17 protein-coding genes and 1 pseudogene are annotated in these 19973 nt (G+C 70.5%); 9 read left to right on the forward strand and 9 right to left on the reverse strand.

Annotation, left to right across the window (positions count from 1 at the left end):
- Positions 1–14 precede the first annotated feature (14 nt).
- Positions 15–3443 carry a thiopeptide-type bacteriocin biosynthesis protein gene (locus ACGFMM_RS24940; RefSeq protein ID WP_393648643.1) on the forward strand — a complete coding sequence of 1143 codons (3429 nt, stop codon included), beginning with the start codon at positions 15–17 and terminating at the stop codon, positions 3441–3443.
- Positions 3444–4200: 757 nt separating this feature from the next.
- Here ACGFMM_RS24940 and ACGFMM_RS24945 read toward each other — a convergent pair.
- A pseudogene (locus ACGFMM_RS24945) lies at positions 4201–4398 on the reverse strand (hypothetical protein); the annotation flags it as partial.
- A gap of 193 nt (positions 4399–4591) precedes the next feature.
- Here ACGFMM_RS24945 and ACGFMM_RS24950 point away from each other — a divergent pair.
- From ACGFMM_RS24950 to ACGFMM_RS24960, 3 genes are all read left to right on the forward strand, one after another.
- On the forward strand, positions 4592–5227 hold the full coding sequence (locus ACGFMM_RS24950; protein WP_393648644.1) for a VOC family protein: 636 nt from the start codon (positions 4592–4594) through the stop codon (positions 5225–5227).
- A 141-nt stretch (positions 5228–5368) separates the two neighbouring features.
- On the forward strand, positions 5369–5617 hold the full coding sequence (locus ACGFMM_RS24955; RefSeq protein WP_393648645.1) for an aldehyde-activating protein: 249 nt from the start codon (positions 5369–5371) through the stop codon (positions 5615–5617).
- 165 nt (positions 5618–5782) lie between these two features.
- Positions 5783–6304, forward strand: coding sequence for a hypothetical protein (locus ACGFMM_RS24960; protein WP_393648646.1), 522 nt, complete (start codon positions 5783–5785; stop codon positions 6302–6304).
- A 194-nt stretch (positions 6305–6498) separates the two neighbouring features.
- Here the strand turns inward: ACGFMM_RS24960 and ACGFMM_RS24965 are convergent, their stop codons facing one another.
- Complete coding sequence (locus tag ACGFMM_RS24965) at positions 6499–7689, reverse strand: serine hydrolase domain-containing protein (RefSeq protein ID WP_393648647.1); 1191 nt, start codon at positions 7687–7689, stop codon at positions 6499–6501.
- 375 nt (positions 7690–8064) lie between these two features.
- On the opposite strand from ACGFMM_RS24965, the gene ACGFMM_RS24970 reads away from it, so the two are divergent.
- Together ACGFMM_RS24970 and ACGFMM_RS24975 are read left to right on the forward strand one after the other, a co-directional pair.
- A complete protein-coding gene (locus ACGFMM_RS24970; RefSeq protein ID WP_393648708.1) occupies positions 8065–8622 on the forward strand; it encodes a hypothetical protein in 558 nt (185 codons plus the stop codon).
- Positions 8623–8917: 295 nt separating this feature from the next.
- Positions 8918–9310: a hypothetical protein gene (locus ACGFMM_RS24975; RefSeq protein WP_393648648.1), complete on the forward strand. Its 393-nt coding sequence runs from the start codon at positions 8918–8920 to the stop codon at positions 9308–9310.
- Positions 9311–9425: 115 nt separating this feature from the next.
- Here ACGFMM_RS24975 and ACGFMM_RS24980 read toward each other — a convergent pair whose 3' ends face one another.
- Together ACGFMM_RS24980 and ACGFMM_RS24985 are read right to left on the reverse strand one after the other, a co-directional pair.
- A complete protein-coding gene (locus ACGFMM_RS24980; protein ID WP_393648649.1) occupies positions 9426–9956 on the reverse strand; it encodes a GNAT family N-acetyltransferase in 531 nt (176 codons plus the stop codon).
- Positions 9937–11223, reverse strand: coding sequence for an XRE family transcriptional regulator (locus ACGFMM_RS24985; RefSeq protein WP_393648650.1), 1287 nt, complete (start codon positions 11221–11223; stop codon positions 9937–9939). Before ACGFMM_RS24985 ends, ACGFMM_RS24980 begins: the two co-directional genes overlap by 20 nt.
- A 430-nt stretch (positions 11224–11653) precedes the next feature.
- On the opposite strand from ACGFMM_RS24985, the gene ACGFMM_RS24990 reads away from it, so the two are divergent.
- On the forward strand, positions 11654–12265 hold the full coding sequence (locus ACGFMM_RS24990) for a hypothetical protein (RefSeq protein WP_393648651.1): 612 nt from the start codon (positions 11654–11656) through the stop codon (positions 12263–12265).
- Positions 12266–12306: 41 nt separating this feature from the next.
- On the opposite strand, the gene ACGFMM_RS24995 is transcribed toward ACGFMM_RS24990, so the two are convergent.
- Positions 12307–12597, reverse strand: coding sequence for a hypothetical protein (locus ACGFMM_RS24995; protein WP_393648652.1), 291 nt, complete (start codon positions 12595–12597; stop codon positions 12307–12309).
- A gap of 310 nt (positions 12598–12907) precedes the next feature.
- Here ACGFMM_RS24995 and ACGFMM_RS25000 point away from each other — a divergent pair, with 310 nt between their 5' ends.
- Positions 12908–13324 (forward strand): nuclear transport factor 2 family protein, encoded by a 417-nt coding sequence (locus tag ACGFMM_RS25000; RefSeq protein WP_393648653.1) that lies wholly within the window; start codon positions 12908–12910, stop codon positions 13322–13324.
- Positions 13325–13641: 317 nt separating this feature from the next.
- On the opposite strand, the gene ACGFMM_RS25005 is transcribed toward ACGFMM_RS25000, so the two are convergent.
- The 4 genes from ACGFMM_RS25005 to ACGFMM_RS25020 all read right to left on the reverse strand — a co-directional run bounded on the left by ACGFMM_RS25005 (position 13642) and on the right by ACGFMM_RS25020 (position 17301).
- Entirely contained in the window at positions 13642–14028 is a 387-nt protein-coding gene (locus ACGFMM_RS25005; protein ID WP_393648654.1) for a RidA family protein, read from the reverse strand.
- Between the two features lie 1039 nt (positions 14029–15067).
- Positions 15068–15610 (reverse strand): SixA phosphatase family protein, encoded by a 543-nt coding sequence (locus ACGFMM_RS25010; RefSeq protein ID WP_393648655.1) that lies wholly within the window; start codon positions 15608–15610, stop codon positions 15068–15070.
- A 202-nt stretch (positions 15611–15812) separates the two neighbouring features.
- Positions 15813–16574, reverse strand: a complete 762-nt coding sequence (locus tag ACGFMM_RS25015) for a hypothetical protein (RefSeq protein WP_393648656.1) — start codon at positions 16572–16574, stop codon at positions 15813–15815.
- A 592-nt stretch (positions 16575–17166) separates the two neighbouring features.
- The gene (locus ACGFMM_RS25020) at positions 17167–17301 is read right to left on the reverse strand and encodes a hypothetical protein (protein ID WP_393648657.1); all 135 of its coding nucleotides are present in this window, start codon (positions 17299–17301) and stop codon (positions 17167–17169) included.
- 589 nt (positions 17302–17890) lie between these two features.
- Here ACGFMM_RS25020 and ACGFMM_RS25025 point away from each other — a divergent pair.
- Positions 17891–19924 carry a S8 family serine peptidase gene (locus ACGFMM_RS25025; protein WP_393648658.1) on the forward strand — a complete coding sequence of 678 codons (2034 nt, stop codon included), beginning with the start codon at positions 17891–17893 and terminating at the stop codon, positions 19922–19924.
- Positions 19925–19973: the final 49 nt, after the last annotated feature.

Here is a 19973-nt window from a genome sequence, read left to right on the forward strand (position 1 = left end):
AACGGGTGCCGGACGTGGACGTGAGGGTGGTCGGACCGCCGGTCCTGCGCGTCGCGGCCTGGCCGTACGCGCTGCTCCAAGGCTTCGCCGCGCACACGCTCGCCGGCAACGCCGACCGGATCCTCGTGCTGCGCACCACGATCGCCGCGCGCAGCCGCCACCTCACCGAGGCCCTCTTCCGCGTCGTGCCCGAACTGCCCGGGCGTCTTCGTCGTGACGTGCTCGCTCTGCGCCGAGCGCTGCACGCCGGCGTCGACCCCGTGGCCGTCGACGCCCCCGTACTGACGATGCTGGACGCCCACGACGGGCTGGGCCGACGGATCCGCGACGACCTGGACGAACGACGCCGCCTGGCCGTCCTCGTCGAGGAGTTCGCCGACGCCTGGGCCGCGGAGGACCGCCGACAGCGCGCCCGCCTCCACCGGATCGCCCGCTCCGACCGCTTCCGTACCGCGCTGGCCGTGGGGAACCCCGGCTTGTACGACGCGTGGGAAAGGTCGCTGCACCGGCCCGGCGACTCCCGCAGACATACGCGGCTGGAGCACACCCTGTGGCGCTTGCTGAGCCGCGCCTGTGCCCGCCCGACCCCCCAGGGGCTGTGGTCCGGGACGGTGCACCCCGGCACGACGCGACGCGGGCCAGGAACCCGATTCCACGTCGGCGTGCGACTGGATCCGTTCCGCGCGGCCGCCGAAGCTCTCGCCCACCGAGACCCCCTCCACGGGCCGCTGCGCCGTGACCCGACAGTGCACCGGGACGACGACGGCTGGTGGTGGCTGGCATTCGGACCGGACGGCCCAGTATGGACCCGTGTGCCGGGCCAAACCCTGCTGGACGCCGTACTGACCGCCTGCGACGGCGGCCGGACGATCGACGCCGAGCACCTGCTGAACACGCTCGGCGGAGAGGACGCCGCCGTACGCGCCGCACTCCGACGGGCCCTGCGCGGCTTGGTGGACCGAGGACTGTTGCAGCCCTGCGCAGGGCTCCCCGGCGCGGCAGCGGGGGTGTGGGAAGCGCTCGACGCGGTGACCCCGCAACTCCCGGCCGCGGACGGCGAGGTCTGGGACACGGCGGTGAACAGGATCAGGGCCCTGTGCCGGGAGATGTCCGTGCGGTTGGGCGTATGGCCTCCGGAGCGCGTACGCGAGCAGGTCAGGGCCTGCGACCAGGAGGTCGCCCGATTGTGCGCCCACGCCGGCGTGCCCGGACCGGAGGCCACCGTCGTCACCGTCGACTGCGAGTTCGGCGCCGAGTTCCAGGTCACCTGGACGTCATCCGACGACCGCGCAGCCGAGGAGACGATCGCCGAAGCTCTTGCGGGCATGGGAGCCGACCACAGCGCCGAGCGGTACCGGCGCGCCTCGGTCGCGGACCTCGCCGAGGGCCTCGAGGGCCTGCCACCCGTACCGATCGGGGAAGCGATGCGCCGCTGGGACGCCGTACGGGCCCGGAGGCGGGTTCCTGGCGAGCGGCCCGCGACCGTCGACGCCCCGGACACCCGGCCAGGCATCGTCGATCACCGGTTCGGGGCCCGGCCGTTCACCGCCCTCGGCATGCAGGAGGACTGCGACGTGTGGGAGGAGTGGCTACTCCCCGGCCGGGACCGGCCCGTCCACACGCTCACCGAGCAGCGCCACCCCCTGTTCGGCGGGCACGGCACGGCCGTGCTCACCGCGGACGGCACGGGCCGGCTGGCCTTTCACTGGGGACGTCCCCAGCCCGCTCTCTGCCACTCCCGACACCGGATGGGGGCGGCGGCCGAAGCCGCACTGCGCGAGACGCTCGGCGGCAGGACCGTCGAGGTCATCGGCCGCGACTGCCCCGAACCGGCCGTGGCCGTCCGCCCGGACCTTACCGGCGCGCGACTCGACCTCACAGCGGCAGGGCCGACGTCGACCGACCGCTGGCGGGTCACGGTGGACGGGGAAGGCCGTGTCTGGTGCGTGGACGTACAGGAGCCGGCTCGGCTTCTCATGCCGGTCTACAACTCGGCGGCGGAGATGGGCCGTCGTGATCCGCTCGGCCATCTGCTGTGGACGGCCGCCATGAGCCACGGCTGGGAATGGCTGTCGTTCGGGCTCCCCGCCCTGCCTGCCGAACGGGCCGTCTGGCGGCACCACCCCGAGGTGAGGACCCGTGCAGGCGTCCGGATCGGCGCCCGCCGCTGGACCGTCCCCGCCACGTCGGTGGCGGCGATCGCCGACCGTTCCGGACCGGATCGCTACCTGGCGTGGAGGGAAGCGGTACGGACGACAGGGCTGCCCGACGTGGTGCAGGTCAGGTCGGAGGATCCCGCCGCCACGCCGCTGACCGTACCGTCGTCCAGCCCGCTGGCTGTGGAGGCGTTGTTCCGGTCGGCGGGCAGGGCGGCGACCGGATCCCGGGTGGCGACTGGAGCCATGGTCCTCACCCCTGTCTCCGGCGTCGCGGACCCGCGGCGCCAAGTGGTCGACGACGAGAGACACGAGCACGTGTGGGAGGCGGCCGTGGCATGGACGGCAGTGACGAACGGGCGTGATGCGACGGGGGCCGCTGCGGCAGAGTCCGCTGCCACCGGGCTCCGCCCCGGCGGTGAGGAAACTCCCGCCCTCGACACGGACCTCGCACTCGCGGGCCTGGAGGCGCTCAGGGCGGCAGGCGACCCGTGGGTCCAGTGCGATCTCGATCTCCCACAGGACGCGGCGGGCTGGTCCGAGCTGCGGGCCGCCCTCGCGAGCTGGGAGAGCGAGGGCCTCGTCACGCGCTGGTGGTTCCTGCACAAGTCCCCGGGCATCCGGCTGCGGCTGGATTCCCCGGACCCGAACAACCTGCGCCGCGCGATGACAGGTGCGGCGTCGCCCGCCCGGCTACCGGGGCTGCGGACGACAGGCGCGTACGAGCCGGAGACGTTCCGCTTCGGCGGGCCGAAGGGCCTTGAGCTGGCCCACACTCACTTCGCCGCCGACAGTCGCATGGCCCTGTCGTGGCGCGCGTACCCGAGCGCCCAAGGGACACCGTTCGCCGCGCTGGTGGGACTGACCACCGCTCAGACGCTGTTCTGCAGGATCGCCGAGGACGCGGACGAGCTGCGGGACCTGTGGCTCCGCCTCGACCACGCCCTTCGCACGGTCGTCGACCACGAGGTCACCGACACGGTGAACGGCAGCGCCTTGGACGAAGGAGCGTTGGACGGCGAAGCGTTCGGCACGGCTCTGGCTTCTCTCGACGCGGGCCACGCCCCGGCCGTCGGAGACGCGATGGCCGACACCTTCCTCACTCGCGCCCACCGGTGGGCGGCGCGTACCGGTGACGCAGCCGCACGAATGAGGCGGACGGAGGGCTTCCCGATGCGCACTTGGGCGGCTGCGACGGTGCTCTTCCACTGGAACAGGTGGGCTCTGGCTCCCGACGATCTCGTCCCGCTGGTACGCGCGGGCCTCTCCACAAGCGAGAACACATGACGGAATCTGCCGGCTCACCGGCCTGGCAGGCCTGGCACATCCAGTGCGGGTCCGGAGCCGCAAGGCGCCCCCTGCTGAACCTGGTGGGCGACGAGACGCGAACGCCGTGGTTCTGGATCGATCTCCATGCCCTGGGGCCGGTCATGGAACTCGGCTTCCCCGCCGCCGACTCCCGGGGGCGGCGGGCTCCCTGGCTCGAATCCGCCTTGAGATCAGGACTCGTTGTCGCAGCCAGAGAACAGCCAGCCCCTGCCGTGTGCAACACGGACCTGTTCCCGCACCGTCGACGCCCCACGGTGTGGACCGGTCTGCTGGCAGCGACAAGCGCCCGTGCGCTGAGCCTTCTGGGCGCTCAGGGGTCGGGCGACACCCACGAACAGACATCGGACCACGTGATCGTCGGGGAAGTGACGGCCCTGTACGACTCCCTGGTCCCGGACGGCGACTGTCCGGCGACGGCGTCATGGCATCTGGCCTGGCTTGAAGCCACCGTGGGGAACCCTTCGCCGAGTCCCGTGCGGTCTAGTTCCTCGTACATGCCGCAGCGGAGTTCTCCGCCCGCAGTGCCCCACAGCCTCGTAGCCTCCCTGCGCCGCTGGTCCGCAGAGACGGCCCACCTGATCGGCACCACGGCCGACGAGTTGTGGACCCCGGTAGTCGCCAGGCTCTGCCACATCCAGGCAGTGCGCCTGGGCGGCGCAGAGGCAGGACGCCGAGCGGAAACCGCCGCTCTGCGAGCGATCACCGGCCGCTGAAGTCACGACTGGCGTCCTCGCGCCCGGCGCCTCGCCGGGGAAAGCTGTTCGCGCACCCATTCGGGATCGGGGCTGGCGTGTGGTCGGCCCGCCACGACGACAGTCGGCACGGTCTCGTTCCCGTCGTTGGCTGCCCTCACTGCTGCGGCTCCTGCCGGGTCACGCCAGATGTCGACCCAGTACAGCCGGGGGGCGCTGCGGGGTTAGAGCCGCCAGCGGGTCCGGCCGGTCGCATAGGCGGTGGGGCCACATGGGGTCGCGCGGCCTGCGTCGGGAGCCGGGAGCTTGGGGATGACGATGATCGATCCGCTCCACTGCTGAATCCACGGCGGACGCGGCCGGCGGCGGGCGTGGCGTCAGGATTTGTACGGGTTGTTGGGTGATGATGGCACCGTGCGACTTGATCACGTGTCCTATGCGGTGGCCCGCGACAGCTTCGTCTCGACCGTCCAGCGGATCGGATCGGCCCTCGGCGCCGGGTTCGTCGACGGGGGAGTGCACCCGCGATTCGGCACCCGCAACTTTGTTCTCCCGCTGAGCGGCGGCACCTACGTCGAGGTCGTCACCACACTCGACCACCCCGCCGCCGACCGCGCACCCTTCGGCCAGGCGGTCGCGCGCCGCGCCGCCGAGGGCGGCGGCTGGCTCGGTTGGGTGGTTTCCGTCGACGACATCGCCCCGGTGGAGGCCCGCCTTGGCCGTACCTCGGCCATGGGCCACCGTGTCCGCCCCGACGGGTTCGACCTAAAGTGGAAGCAGATCGGCCTGCTGGAACTGCTGGAGGACCCGCAACTGCCCTACTTCCTCCAGTGGTTGGTCCCCATCGAGGAGCGCCCGAGCGCCGACCCGCGCACCTCCACCACCATCCACGGGGTCTCCATCGCCGGCGACACCGCCTCCATCGCCGAATTCCTCGGCGAACCAGCCGACCACCCCCTCGACCAGATCGACGTCACCTGGGTCGAGGAGGAGGAACCGGGCCTGGTGTCGGTCGAGTTCGCCACCGCCCACGGCCCGGTCACGATCTGACAGGGCCCGACTGCTCCGCGGGAGCAGCCGGCTGGGTTTCCTGGCCATCGCGTGGAAGGACCGCACCAACTCGCCCTGGCGGGACCTGCCCGACGACCTGGCAGAGCATCCTGACCGCCGTGCCGGCGGCCGCGGACGCCGATGGCGACATCGGCAGAACCGTCCAGGTCGACTCCACCGTCGTCCGCGCCCACCAAGCGCGGCTTCTGCGGGACCTGCGGAGGCCGGCCGGCGGCCATCGACGCGAGCGAGCCGAACATCGGCATCAATGTCACCGCCCTGGACGAGATCACCAGCAAGGACCTCGTGCCGGTCGCCCAGCGCTTCCGGCACGACACGGTGTCCTGGCTCCCTGCGGTCTCCGACACCCGTCATACGCCCGGCGGCTGACGCCGAAGCCGGCGACGAGGCTGGTCGCCCTTCTACATCACTGTCGGGGGAGCCGGACCGCTCCGGGACGGGGTCGCAGGGCCGGTCTCCGCACACTCCCAGGGTTGAGGTACCAGACGGCCTGGGTCCGCTGCCGCATGAGGGACGGCGGAGAAGATCCAGACCGTGCTTGACGTCTGCCGTGACGCCGTAGGCCCGAATGAGATCGAGGGGCTGGCAGGACGATCCATCTCGGCCATCGGTAGGATCGGCGCCCGGGCGGATGTGATGTTGCAGGTTCTGTACGGCGGGGAAACCAGGGAGCTCGAGCTCTCGGGGACGCGTCGAGGGCTCCTGGCGCTCGGGCAGCTGCTGCGGGGGAAGGGCGGAAGCTGTGATCTCTCGGAGAACCGGCACCCCTTCCCCTATGAGAGGTCGCAGTCCGAGATCGCGTTCCGGGAGGATCCGGAGCGCGACACCGCTTCGATCGTCACGGAGGACGGGATCCTGAGGATCCAGGGAGGGCGGGAAGCTCTCAACCTCCTTGCCGACAAGATCGAAGACTTCGCCTCCGAGTCAGATGCAAGCGATCATTGCCACGTCGACTCCCCGACATACGACTACATCGCGCCAGAGTCGGACTCGCTGGTGATTGCGTTCATGAGGCGAGCGGCGATCTCTCGGCCGCACTGCGGCCACAGCCGATAGTGCGAGAGAGCGATCGAGCGCCTGGTCGGGTTGCCGGTCAGCCTCGGGTGAGGCGGCGGATCATGATGCCGAACGACCGCTCCAGCAACGGGGCACGGCAGCTCTCAACCACGGTCTCATGGAGCAATGTGGCACGCGGTGATCCGCGGGACACCGCCGCACCCACTGAACCCTCAACGTCCTGACCGCCCGGGTCAGCGGCGCAGCAGGGCGCAGACGAAGTTCTCCTGGACTGCGCGGACCTTGGCCAGCAGTTCCGGCTTGAGGCTCTTGCTGGTCTGGGTGTTGATCGAGAACGTGAGGGAGCGCTCGCCGTCCGCAGTGCCGGCCGCGAACTGGGTGTATCCGGGGAAGTTGCCGGTGTGGCCGTAGACCGTGCCGCACCGCGTCGCGTAGCGGAAGATCGCCAGTCCGCCCGCGTTGACGCCGGGGCCTGCGGGCTCCGAGGCGGCACCGGGGATGAAGGTCCGCTGCTCGTGCCTGGTCTCCTTCGACAGGAAGCCGCCTTTGCCGGCCCAGGCACGGATGAACGCGTTGAGGTCCTTCGGTGTCGAGACGATTCCCCCGGAGGCCCACACGCCCGAGGCGCTGAGGACCTCGCTGATGTCCTCCGGCGGCGCGGGCGGCGTCACGTCGTAGCCGTGCAGGTACGGGTGCGGCAGCCGGTAGCCCTGGGGCAGGCTGGTGTGCCGCAGACCGAGGGGCCGGTACACCAGCTGGTCGAGCAGCCGTTCGTAGCGCCGGCCCGTGACCGCCTCGGCCATCAGCGCGACGGCGATGTTGTCGGAGTTCGAGTACTCGTACCGCGATCCCGGCGGGAACTGCAGGTCGTCCTCGGCGACGAAGTCGAGCAGCCGGCGAGAGTCGAAGAGATGCCGGGGGTCTTCCTGGAGGATCTCCAGGAACGCCGGCGCCGTGGAGAAGTCGGGCAGACCGCTGGTGTGGCTGAGCAGTTGACGGAGCGTCACCTGGTGCCATGCTGCGGGCAGTGACGGCAGGATCTCGCCGATCGTATCGTCGAGGCGCAGCTTGTGGCGGTCCACCAGGCGCAGGGCGACCGCTCCGCTGAAGGCTTTGGCGACGCTCGCGATCCGCATGTGGTCGGTCGTACGGGGCGGGCGGCCGGTCGTCGTGTCGGCGACGCCCGCACGGTAGACCGTCGTCCGGTCGCCCTGACGCAGCAGCGCGATCACTCCGGGCGGCCCTCCGGCGGTGCGGACGAGGTCGTCGAGCTGCCGCTGCAGAGCCTTGTCCGGGGACGGCGGCGTGCCTGTGGCCTGTGCGGGCTGGACCAGGGAGGCGAGGAGGGCGGGGGCGGCCAGAGCAGTGGCACACAGCCGCAGGCGTACACGGGAACGGGAACGGACTTCAGAGCGTGCCGACACGGGGGCTCCTTCGCGGTGGTGCCGGGCGGAGGACACCCGGTTCAGAGGGTTCGCCCCAGCATCGGACGCACGGTCGTGACGTGCCTGCCCAGTGCTCCAATCGGCCCAGTCGCCGCGCCCGCCGAGGCCCGTCCGAGCCCCCGGTGAGTCCGGTCCCCACGTCGGGTCCCGTGCGCCGGGTCGAGCCTCACGGCTGCGCCAGGCCTCCCTTTGCGCCTCGCGTCGCACGTGCTGCGTGCCACGCGCGGTGGAAGAGTTGAACCCGACGACCGATCGGCCGAGCAGCCGCCGTGTCCTCGGCGCCATGACTCGAACGGGAGCCCTCCGTTGCGCATCTACGCTCAGACACCCGCACGTCGGAGCCTCCAGGTGTTGGTGGACCTGATCGCCCTGACCCTGATCGTCGCCGTGGTCTGGGCAGCCCTTGCAGTCCGCGAGACGATCATGCTGCTGGCCGAGCCGGGGCGGAAGGTCGAGAGCTCCGGCGACAGCCTCGCCGAGGAGCTCGGGAACACGGGAGACGCCGCGTCGAACGTGCCGTTCGTCGGCGGCGTCCTCAAGAAGCCGCTCGAGGCCGCGGCCGACGCCAGCTCCGGGTTCGCCGACGCGGGAGTGTCGTTTCAGGAGGCCGTCAGCCAGGTCGCCAACGTGACCACGACGATCCTCATCACCGTTCCGGTGCTCTTCGTTCTGCTGCTGTGGCTCCCGCCGCGCCTCCTCTGGATTCGGCGCAGCGCCACCCTCCGTACTCTCGTCGACGCTCCCGGCGGCGCCGACCTGCTCGCCCTGCGCGCTCTCACCGGTCCTCCGGGCGCACTCGCCAAGCTGCCGGCCCCACTCGGCGGATGGGCCGACGCCTGGCGGAACGGAGACGAGAAGGCCATCGCCGACCTCAGCGCGGTCGCTCTCAGACGCGCCGGGCTCAGGCCCTGAAGATCCATCGTGACGGGTGGATCGTCACCGCCAACAAGCCCGAGGGATCACGCCCGTGCTGACACTCGCCGCGACCACGGCGACGACGGCGGCTGGCATCGTGTGGGCGGGCCTCCTCGCCCATGCCCGCGCACGCCGACGGCCCTGGCGGAGGCGTCTGCGAGGGAGCCGACATGGACGTCACCGTCTGCGCCGGGGACGACACGACCACCTCCGGCGCGAGCGGTTCGCCGGGCTCGGACAGCACGCAGCAGGCCGGCGCCTCGGACAGTGACCGGGGCGACTCCGAGCCGCCGTGCACGTACACCGAGCTCGCCCGCAGCCCCCGGCGGACTCACGGGCCTGGCGGGGCAAGTCCCCGAAGCACGGCGCGCTGTACCAGGTCCACTGCCCCGACTCCCCGCACGTCGGCGCTGTCTTCATCCCGACCGGTGCGGGACCCGCCGCCCCGACGATCGATCCCGAGTTCGCACGCCACGCGGTCGGCTCCATGCGGTTGGACGGCCCCACGGTCGGGTCCCCGCGCGCGGCCGGCCGGTATGTGGTCGGGATGTCGATGTGGATGTGGGTCACCCCATCGGCCACGACGTTCGGCCCGGCGATCGCGTCCGCGACGGCGGGCGGCGTCACCGTCACGGCCAACGCGAAGGTGCCGTCGATCCGGTGGGACAACGGGGCGGCGCGCTGACCCGCCACGGTAGGTACGCCGCACAGCGCGACTCACCAAGGTTGCACCGCTTACCGCCGTACCGGCCACGACCCCGCACCCCTGATGACCACCGGCACAAACATCGCGCAGCGTGTCAGTCGGTGGTGGGGAGTTCGCGGAGCATGACGGCGAAGTTGGGGGAGTCGGGGAATGGTTGGCGGCGGCCGACGCGCCGGTATCCCCACGACTCGTAGAGGGCTTGAACTTTCGGGTGGCTGGGGTCGACGAGGAGCACGGCCAGGGCCTCTGGTCGGCTTGCGAGGAGTGCGTGGTGTAGGTGTTGCCCGGCCCCGGTCTTTCGCCACTTCGGGCGCACCATCAGCTCGGAGAGGGAGAAGGTCGATTCGTCGGTCGGCGGGTGGTCCAGGTGTTCGCGCCACCATTCCCGGCCGCGGGTGGCGGGCGCCCCGTAGGCGAAGCCGACGGGCTCGCCGGCGTCGAAGGCGATGACGCAGGCGAATCCCGGGTTGCTGCCCCAGTGGGTGACGAACCAGGGGAACTGCTGGGTGAACTCGTCGTCCATCTGGTCCGCGTAGGCGTCGGCGTGGACGTCCAGCAGGGTCTGCCGGATCCGGGCCAGGTCCGTGTGCGTGTAGTGGCGCAGTTCAGCGGGGGCCGTGGTCACGGGGGCTCCATTCGGTCCGGTAGCGGTCGGTCCACTCGTCTACGACGTGTGAGGAGGGGGCCAGGGTGATCAGGTCGCGGTGGAAGTCGCCGAGGAGGGAGCGCATCCGGCCGGGCAGCGGGTCGCCGGCCATGATCGCGAACACGTCGCCGCTGGTGCGGCACGCCTGCTCGACGTCGCCCTGGTGGAGCTGGGCGAGCGCGAGCCGGGCCGTAGTGTGGGCGCGGTTGCGCCGGTAGGACGCCGGAAGAGCTTTGAGCGCCTTGTAGGCGGCGGCTTCGGCTTCCTCCGGTTCGCCCACGACGTCCCGGATGATCGCGGTCAGCGAGTGGAGCTCCGCGGGCCCGTAGAACGAGATCCAGGTGGGACGCGGCCCGGTCAGGTCCGCCCGACCCAGGGCGTCCTCGGCGAGCCTGAGGGACCGCACCGCCGCGCGCGCGTCCCCGCCGTGGGCCTGTCCGACGGCGGTCCGGGCGTGGGCCAGAGAAGCGTGCAGGGGGCTGCGGCGGGCAGCGGCAGTCGCCTGGGCGGCCTGCGCGGCAGCCACGGCCACGGCGTAATCGCGCTGCTGCCGGGCGAGCATCGACCGCAGATTCCAGATCTGCATGGTCGTCTCAGGCTCCTGGGACATGCCCGCGAGGGTCAGGGCACGGTCCAGATGCCTGCCCGCCTCAGCCAGTTGACCGGCGTCGATCATCGACCACGCGGCGGACGCGGCGAAGTCGGCTGCCAAGGCGAACAGGCGGTGCCGCACGCGCTGCGTGGCAGAGCGCTTTTGCAGGTCGAGGGCTTCGGCGGCGCCTGCGAGCGCGGCCCGTGCCAGCGCGCCGTGCCCGCCGCGCTCCGCGTCGAGCCGGGCGAGCGTGTCGACGCTGTCGCGCAGCCGGATCACGTCGGACGTTCCCACCCGCGGCGGACGGGAACTGATCATCGGGGCGGCGACGGCGGCGGTCGCCGCCCCGCAGAAACGGCGGCGTTGCACTTGGGGGTCCTCCGGTAACGGTGCGGCGGTCGTGCGCTTCCCCCGAGGCACGAACCCCAGGGCCACGGCGGTGCGGCCGGTGACCTCCTCCAAGGCCCGGCGCTGAAGCGCCTGCGGCCACTGGTTCTCGCCCGACAGCCACCGGAAAACGGTGCGTTCCGATGTGTTGCCCGGCCGTCCGGCAAAGCCGCGGATGGCGTCGTTGACGGCATCGACCAGCGCGTCGGCGCCCATTTCGTGCTCCGCCATCCAGGCGGCCAGGGCCGCGTTTCTGGTCTCCGCCATGTCGTCACGGTAGAGCGGACCGCACCCCATCAAAAGCAAAGAAGAAGTCAATTCGTCAGGGGTGGCGTCACCGACCCGCGCAACTTCGTCATGGTCGAGCAGTAGTGACGGCCAGTTAGGTGGTGTGTACGGCCCCGCTCGCATCCCCGTCCCCCGCGGGGTGCGGGCGGGGCGCACCGATCCGACCGCGAGTGCGAGGCGACGACATGACGACGCGCAGCACCACTACTCCTGACGCCAGCAAGGGTCTGGTGGATGCCCCGGTGATCCACGAGCATCGGCTCAGCCCCGCCCAGCGCGAGGGCCGCTCATGCCCCTGGTGTGCCGCGTGGGCGTCCGGCAGACACCCGGTGCCGATACTCCGTGGCACGGCAGACCTTCAGGCCTGCGAGATCTGCGCGGGCCAGTACGGGGTGCCGGAGTTGACCGGGTGAGGACCGAGCCCCTTGACGGGACCCGGACCGAGCCGGCCGAGCACAAGCTGGCCGGCCGTCTCTCGATCGACCGCGACGCACGCCTGGGGATTCTCGGCGCCGTCGGAGCGAAGCTCGACCGGCAGAGACGCCACGTGCTCTCCCGCACCGCGCACCTGCGCCCGGTTGACGACTCGGGCGTGGAGCGGACGACGGACAACCCCCAGGAGCTTGAAGCCCACAGGGCCGAGCACCCCTCATACGTATGGGAAGAAGGTGGCCAGGTGACCACGGGTCGCGCAGTCGTCTACGTGCACGGCGAACCGGTCGAGGGCCAGCCCGATGCCAGGTACGAGGGGCGGCGGTTCGCAGTCGTGCGCGGTCTTGCCGTTTCCGCCACGCTCGCCGACCCGCCCGGCGTCGCGAGCCCGCAGGACCGTGAGGGTTGGCAGCAGGTGCGCGCCATGGCTGCTCGCGGGGAGGCGGACACGGTGATCGTGCGGTGGGCCGAGACGATCAGCCCCGACCACGAGCAGCGACACGCGGAGATCGCGCACTTGCAGGAGTGCGGAGTGCGGGTGCTGTTCTCCTGGCCGCGACTCTCCGGCATCGGGGCCGAGGGGCGATGACCGCCCGGCACGGGCGCAATGATCCGCCGTCGCGCCCCGGCTCAGCCGTCGGCTTCCCCGGCGTTCTCGGACCGGCCCCGCCGGTCACGATCCTCGCACGGCACAACGCCGTCCCACCGCCGGCCGCTGTCCCCGACATGCGGGCCGCCGAGACAGCAGCCCGTGAACCCGTCGGCCACACAGGTCAGTTGGGCGCCGCTCCAGAGCACCTGAGCTGCGGCCACGGCCCCGACCAGATCGCGGACCAGGCGCTCGAAATCGCTCCGGTGGTTCAGCAGCCGGCTCAGGCAGAACAAGCCCCTGGTTGACCACCCCAGAATGTGACCCAGCACCGATGGCATCGGACGCGCCGAGAGAGGTGGCGCTCCGGGCGCACGTACAGCAGAAAGACGCCCCTCCGACCGGAATGAGATTCCGGTTGGAGGGGCGGCCTGCTGCTACTGGCGACGCTGATGAGGATGTGGTCAGGCGTGGTGTTGTCAGACGTCTGTCGGCGAGTGACGGCTATCTGCCGGTGATCTGTCGGTGATCTGTCGGCAAGTGCTGCGACCTTGAGGTGAAGACCGGGCCGGCAGCGTCCATGAGCGCGCTTGCCCGCCCGCGAGACCTGTGCAGGGCACCAGTAGCAAAGGAGAGTCGGTCGTGGATCAGTCGCTCGTGGAGCGTATGTGGGAGTACCTGAACGCCGGTCTGGCGATGGACGTGGAAGCCCTCGATGCTCTGTACGACCCGGACTTCGAGAACATCCGGTGCGACGAGGCCGGCCAGGTGGTGACCTTGACGAAGGACGAGTTCATGGCGCACTTCCGCGCTCTGCGGGACCAAGGTCAGAGGGTGGGTGAGACGGTCGATGACGTCCGGTTCCTGGCCACCACGGTGTACGGCGGCCAGGGATCGATCCTCATGCACCGACTCGAGGAGGGGGTCCCGGCGCGCTACAACTTCGTCTGGCGCTGGGAGGACGGCCGTTGGGCCACTCTCGTGCGCGAGTTCACCTTCGAAAGGGACATCACTCCCCTCATCCAGATGGTGCAAGCCGCCCGAGCCGCGGCCTCCTGACCAACGCGCTCCTTCCGTAAGCCCGCGCCACTGGGAAACGCGACGCCCACGGTCACGTCCAGCAGCCGTCGGCGGCCAGATGGCTCCCCCACTATCCGGCCGCCGGTGGGGAATTCGAGCTGGCCACGGACAGCAGTCGACGATCGCGAGTGGGTTCTGCCGTTGTGACGCTCACGGCCCCGCCGGTGTCAGCGGGTGGGCGGGGGCTCCGTGGGCAGGGTGTCGTCCTGGTCTCTCTATGGTGCCGGTGGGATGGCGCATGACTTCAGCACAACTCGCGGATTGGGCCGGTCTGCGACTCAGGTGTGAGTGGGCGGTCACCCAGCGGCGATGACCTCGACTTCGACGAGCCAGTCGTTGTCCAACGTAGTGGCGACGATCGCGGTCGTCGGGACGCGCCTGCCGCCGAGTGCGGCCGTTCGGGCGGCGGCGTTGGCCTCGGCGTAGGTGGGGTCTTGCAGGTAGCTGGTCAGACGCACGATGTTTTCAACGGTCATGCCTGCGGAGGCGAGGATGGCGCGAATGTTCGACCAGATCAGTTCTAGCTGCTCCTCCAAGCCGGTCCCTGGCTTTCCGGCTGGGTCGAGCCCCATGGTGCCGGCGACGAACAGCAGACGTCCGGCGCCTCGGACCTCCATGGCGTGCACGTAGTCGTCGGTCGCTGCGTAGACGTCTTCGGTCGGGTTGTGGGGCACGAGTTCCATCAACTGCCTCGCTCTCTAACGAATGGCACAGCTGCGGACCGATCATCGTCCAGAGGCAGGTTGCAAGGAAAGCCGAATGCGGGAGGCCAACACGGCCCGATCGGCGGTCTGGCCCGGCGCGTGCCGCTCGCGAAGCCCCGCGGCGTGGCCGCCGTTCCTGAGCGTAGTCACATCGACGCGCCAAGTCTCGTCGTCCTGATCGGCGCGCGCAGCCGCTCACTGGCCGAGTCCCCACGACCTCGCTCTCCCCGGGTTCGCCCACCTGACGGACCACCCCCAGCAACAGCCGCCCCCGCCACGGCCCCCTACCTCGCCCGAGCGCCACAGCCCGAATCGGAAGCCCGGCACGCCGGTCCAGATTCAGGAACGTCCACCGAGCCAAAGCCCCGGACCTCTCAGGACATGTCCTGGCCCCTTGCGTCCGGCCAGTCGGACCGGACTGCTGTGGTGGCTCTTTCAAAATGACGTGCGGCGCCGCCGGAGGCGGTGCTGCTGCAGGCAAGGCTCTGGCGTCCGCGACCTCGCAGGGCATCCCGGAGGCGGAGGAGCCGCAGGAGGTCGGCGTCGAGGCGCAGAGACTCCACGAGAGTGGGCTCGCACGCGACGCACACATCACCAGGCTCAAGATGCCGAAGCGAGAGGCGCTGTCCACGACTTGTTGGGTGGTCGGGGGCCGGTCCGGTGCCTCCTGTTGGAGTGCGAAGGACGCTCGATATCGGCTCGTAGAGCCGCATAGGCCGGTCCCTGAGACGCTACCGAGCCTCTTGTGCCGGTCGAGTGAATCCACCGCCCCCAGGGCTGGTTCTCATGGCACCCACAACTCGCTGAGTTCGGACACGCATCCATGCGGGTGCTGGGCAGGAACGCGCTCGGCTCACGCCCGCTGCTCGTGCTTCTTCTGGAGTACGACGACAATGCGCAGGACGAGCTTTCGCGACTCGCCTCGGTGCATCCACCTGCCTCTTACGACCAGTTGGCCTTCGGACACCCCGATCCTCCGTTCACGAATCTGTCGCCGGCTCCGGCGACGTGCCGTCGCTCAGGACGAGTCGCGGCCTCCGCGGGGAATCGTCAGGTCCGTCAGGATCGCCTCGCCCGGGCGGAGGCCCGACCAGGTGCCGTAGCAGGTCAGGACGGCGATCGCAGAGGTCGGGAACTTGGCCCGTACACGCTCCAGGGCGTCCCCGACCGCTCTGGCCGCGAGCAGCAGGATCAGGTCTTCGAGGCCCGGGTTGTGACCGACCAGGACCAAGGCCGAGACCTCGTCGGGTACACCGTGGAGGACATCGAGCAGCTCTGGGACGTCCGCCCCGTACAGCCGTGGGTCGTGGCGGGTCGGCACGGGGCTGCCCAGCTCCGCGGCGGCCAACTCCCAGGTGTGGCGGGCGCGCCGGGCCGGGGAGCACAGGACGAGGTCGGGAAGCCCGCCAGTCTCCGCCAGATAGCGCCCGGCGGCCGGGGCGTCGCGCAGCCCGCGCGGGCCGAGGGGACGGTCCTGGTCGGCAACGCCCTCCGGCCAGGCGCTCTTGGCGTGCCGCAGGACGAACAGCCGGCGCGGCCGACTACCACCCGACCCGCTCATCCCTTGTCCCACCGGTCGTGACCGTGCTTTCTTCCCACGCGCTTCTCCCTTGTTCCTTCGATCTCCTCGACGTCCCAGGGACCGGAGACGACCGCAGGGGCCTCACCGGAGATCACGGAGGCCAGCGGTTGGCCCTCTGCGTCGGAGACAGTCGGGACGTCCGTCAAATCAAGACGGGCGTCACGGCGGGCGACCGGCGCGATCAACCGGACTGCCGGGCCGCCTCCGCCAAGGCGGTGAGGATGCGCTTGGTCTTGTTCTCGGAATGCTCGGAGACCGCCAACCCGTGTTCCTGCACAGCCTCCGTCAGGGCTCGCTGCTTGCGCTCGGCCCGAGCCGAGAACTCGTCCGCATCTTCGCTGTTCTTGGGCTTGACCCGGATCGAGGCCTCCAGGAAGTCCAGTCCTGCGGCCGACCACGCCTCCAGGTCCACCTCCAGGTCCCCGATCGAAACGTCGCGGACCTTGGTCGACAAGACCGGGCCCAGCGCCACCATCCCGTCGAGTCGGGCGGCGGGAGCGCAGGCGTCCACGAACTGGTCTTGCACCTCGTCGATCAGCGCGGAGGGATCGGCTCCAGGCTCCACTGCGTCCAGCAGTGCCCCCGGCGGGTGGTCGTGCACCAGAGAGGCTGCGTGCACACGGCCGCTCGCCGACCAGTCCTCCTCGATGCCGTAGGTGAGCGGCCCCGACTCGAAGGGCGCGGAGAACCGCCCGACGAGCTGCTCCCGCACGCAAGGACGCAGCTTGACGGTCAGCTCGTCCGGACCACCGCCACCGATCCTGAGCCGCACGATCACACCGCCCTCCAGCAGTGACAATCGCCCCAGGGCGACGCCGTCGCGGTCCTCGGCGAACCAGATCCGACGCGTTCTCGTGTCAGCGCCACCCGCCCCCAAGGCCGCCAGCGCCGTCGCCACGTCACCCTCCACGTTGACCTTGATCTCGACCGGCAACAGGTCCATCGCCCGGTTCCCTCACCTTTCCCAAAGCACGGCAGATCGGTCGAACGACGTCAGCGTGGATCACGCGGCGCCGTGTCCAGCCTTTGCGACCCACATGCCGCCTCCCCCCGTCCAGCCCCAGGACACGCACCATTTCACCCGTTCGCCCGGCAGGGATCCGCGGACGGGAACGACCTGGCGTGACACGGTTCCCGACACCGCCGAACACCGTGGCCTCCGAGTCCGCACCGGGGGTTTCACGCCGATCCGGCCGGGCGATCCTGGTGCGCCCCGCGTTGACTCGGCAACCGGCAGCCATCCCGCCTGCGTCAGTCCCGACCCTCGCAAGGGTGAATCGGCGCCTGCTGGGCCTGACACCGGCATTCCTGATACCCACCGCGGCCGAACCCTGCTTCTCTCAGCCCCCGAGGATCACGAGTGGTGATTGCGGGGTGACGGGTTGTCAGTGGCGGGTGCTTGGATGGGGCGGTTGCGCAGGGAGGCGCAACACGAACCAGGGAGGGGTCTGCGACGTGCCGTTCATCAGGGAGTACACGAAGAGCGACGGGACAGTGGTCCGAGGACATTGGCGGGCGCCGGCGGGGACGGCGCGTCAGACGGCGATCGCTGTGGGGATCGTGATGGCCGTGGCGGTGTTCGGGAACACCGGTACGTCGGCGGGCAGCGGGGCGAGCACCGAGCGGTTACCCGGCCCGCGGACCTCGTCCCAGGTGACGTATCCGATCAAGTGGCCCGGCTGGCCCAAGCCTGCTACCCGCTCCACTCCTGCGGTGAAGTACCCGATCCCGTGGCGGGATGGAACAAAACCGGCTCCGCGGCCGGCGCCGACGGTGTCGTACCCGATCAAGTGGGGCCGCAGCGGGAGCGAACGGTGAGCCGACGACCGACCGCAAGGGGCGACCCGCTCGTCGACGATCACGCCCGCGACGCCCGCGAGCAGGAACACGCCATGCCGGAGGCGGCCTGAGACCCCGGGGTGGGCAGTGTGGTTGCAGCTACGGCACTGCCCAGCCCGGTACGTCCGTCCGGACCGGCGCGGAGTGGGCCCCGCGCAGCCCTGGAGGCCCGGGCCGACGCGGTCGTCGAGCGCCCTCCCGGAGCAATTCCGAGCCCGGATGGGGGCCTTCGGGCGGGCTTGGCATGCAGGTGGACAGGCACCCGCCTAGCGTTTTCGCCGAACGGAAGAACCACGCAGCCCGGCGTGCCATCGGTCCAGACGGGCTTCGGCCATGTGGGTGTCGGCTCGGGCAGCCGGGGCGCGCCACGGCTGCCCGACGCGCGCCCTGCAGCGTCCCCACACCCTCCGGGAGTTCGGCATGGCCCGTATCACCATCAACGGCGTGACGGTGGACCCACTGCTCCAGTCCGAGGAGATGGTCGCCGCATCGTTGGTGTCCGAGGACGCCTCCGCGTCCAACTATGTGCTCGTGCAGACCACTCACCCACCCACTCCCGAGGAGAAGGAACAACTCTCCGAGCTCGGAGTGGTGATCCAGGAGTACGTTCCGGACGACACCTATCTGTGCGGCTACCGGCCGAGCGATCTCGACGCCGTACGCGCGCTGCCCTTCGTGGCCTGGGCGGACGTGTACCTCAAGGGTTTCAAGATCGGCCAGTCGCTCCGCTCGACCCGGATGCGCTCGGGCGTCGCGGAACTGGCCGGGCCCCTGAACGGTACGAGTCCCCGGCCCCGCGTCGTCGATGTCGTCCTGCACGAGGACGTCGACATGAGCGCGGACGGACTGCGGGACCGGATCGCGGCGGCGGCCGGAGTCAGCCACGGCGACGTAGAGCCCGACACCGACAAGGTGCGCGTCACGATCCGTGAGGAGGACCTGCCCGCCCTTGCCTCGCTCGACGAAGTGAAGGAGATCGAGGAGGTCCCCGAGCGGGTTCTGTACAACACCAAGGCGGGCGCCGTCATGCACGCTCACGTGTCGCTCAACGGGACGAAGTTCCGGGGCGAGGGCCAGATCGTGTGCGTCGCCGACACCGGCTTCGACAAGGGCATGACCACCAATGTCCACCCCGCCTTCACCGGCCGGGTCAAGCGGCTCGTCGCCCTGGGCCGTACGAGCCCCGCGCGGACGGACGACCCCGACGGGCACGGCACCCATGTGGCCGGCTCGGTCCTCGGCGACGGCACGTCGGAGTCCATGGGCGAGTCCGTCACCGGAACGGCTCCCGAGGCACGACTGGTCCTGCAGTCCGTGATGGACGAGGACGGCTTTCTCAGCGGCATCCCGCGCAACCTCCGCAATCTGTTCGAACCGCCGTTCCTGGAGGACGGGGCGCGGATCCACACCAATTCGTGGGGCCCGGTCACTCCGGGGCTGCCCTACAACCGGGCGGCGAACGAAGCCGATCGGATGGTCTGGGACAACAAGGAATTCGTCATCCTCTTCGCCGCGGGCAACGACGGCACGGACCGGGACGGGGACGGGCGCATCAACATGCGGTCCGTCAGCGGGGAGACCGCAGCCAAGAACGTCATCACCGTGGGAGCCAGCGAGGGCGACCGGCCCGAGATCGTCAAGACGTACGGTCAGATGAGGGGCGGGCAGCTCCGGTGGCCGGCCCCGCCGATCAACGGCGACAAGATGGCGGACAATCCCGGAGGGATGGCTGCCTTCAGCAGCCGGGGCCCGTCCCAGGAGGGACGCTTCAAGCCCGATGTCGTCGCCCCCGGCACGTCGATCCTGTCCGCGCGATCCCGGGTGGCGCCGGAGATCACGGACTTCGGTGTCTCCGCGGACCCCGCGTTCTCGTTCATCAGCGGTACCAGCATGGCCACCCCGCTGGTGGCCGGCTGTGTGGCCGTGCTGCGCGAGACGCTCGTGAAGAACGGCACCCCGAAGCCCAGCGCCGCACTCATCAAGGCCATGCTGATCAACGGCGCCGACGAACTGCCCGGCCAGTACGTGCCCAGCGAGGCGGGCCCCTCACCGAACAACAACTCCGGCTTCGGCCTCGTCAACCTCCAGCGTGCCGTCGTCCTGCCGACCGACGCCGGCCGGGCGGGCTTCACCGACGCCAAGGACCTGGACCAGGGCGAGGAGCGTGCCTTCCTCATCACCGTTCCGCAGGGAGCGGCCCGCACGCTGAAGGTGACCCTCGTGTGGACGGACCCCCCGGGGGCGGCCCTGCAGAACGACCTCGACCTGATCGTCCGCACGGGCGGTCAGGAACGCCACGGGAACATGGGCACGGGTCTCGGTTTCGACCGCGTCAACAACGTCGAGCAGGTCCGCTGGCACGACGTACCCGCCGGAGAGGCCGAGGTCGTCGTCAGGGCCCACCGGATCACCCGGTTCGCCCAGCCCTACGCCGTCGCCTGGCGCATTCTCTGACGCGTACCCGGGCCATGTCCCGACCCGTTGGGTCGGGCCGGGACATGGC

This window comes from Streptomyces sp. NPDC048604, from assembly GCF_043199435.1.
Taxonomy (GTDB): domain Bacteria; phylum Actinomycetota; class Actinomycetes; order Streptomycetales; family Streptomycetaceae; genus Streptomyces.

Coding starts and splice junctions, on each gene's coding strand:
- ACGFMM_RS24955 (WP_393648645.1), top strand. CDS start 5,369: ATGGCGACATCGGCAGAACCGTCCAGGTCGACTCCACCGTCGTCCGCG.
- ACGFMM_RS24985 (WP_393648650.1), bottom strand. CDS start 11,223: ATGGCGGAGACCAGAAACGCGGCCCTGGCCGCCTGGATGGCGGAGCAC.
- ACGFMM_RS25005 (WP_393648654.1), bottom strand. CDS start 14,028: ATGGAACTCGTGCCCCACAACCCGACCGAAGACGTCTACGCAGCGACC.
- ACGFMM_RS25010 (WP_393648655.1), bottom strand. CDS start 15,610: ATGAGCGGGTCGGGTGGTAGTCGGCCGCGCCGGCTGTTCGTCCTGCGG.
- ACGFMM_RS25015 (WP_393648656.1), bottom strand. CDS start 16,574: ATGGACCTGTTGCCGGTCGAGATCAAGGTCAACGTGGAGGGTGACGTG.
- ACGFMM_RS25025 (WP_393648658.1), top strand. CDS start 17,891: ATGGCCCGTATCACCATCAACGGCGTGACGGTGGACCCACTGCTCCAG.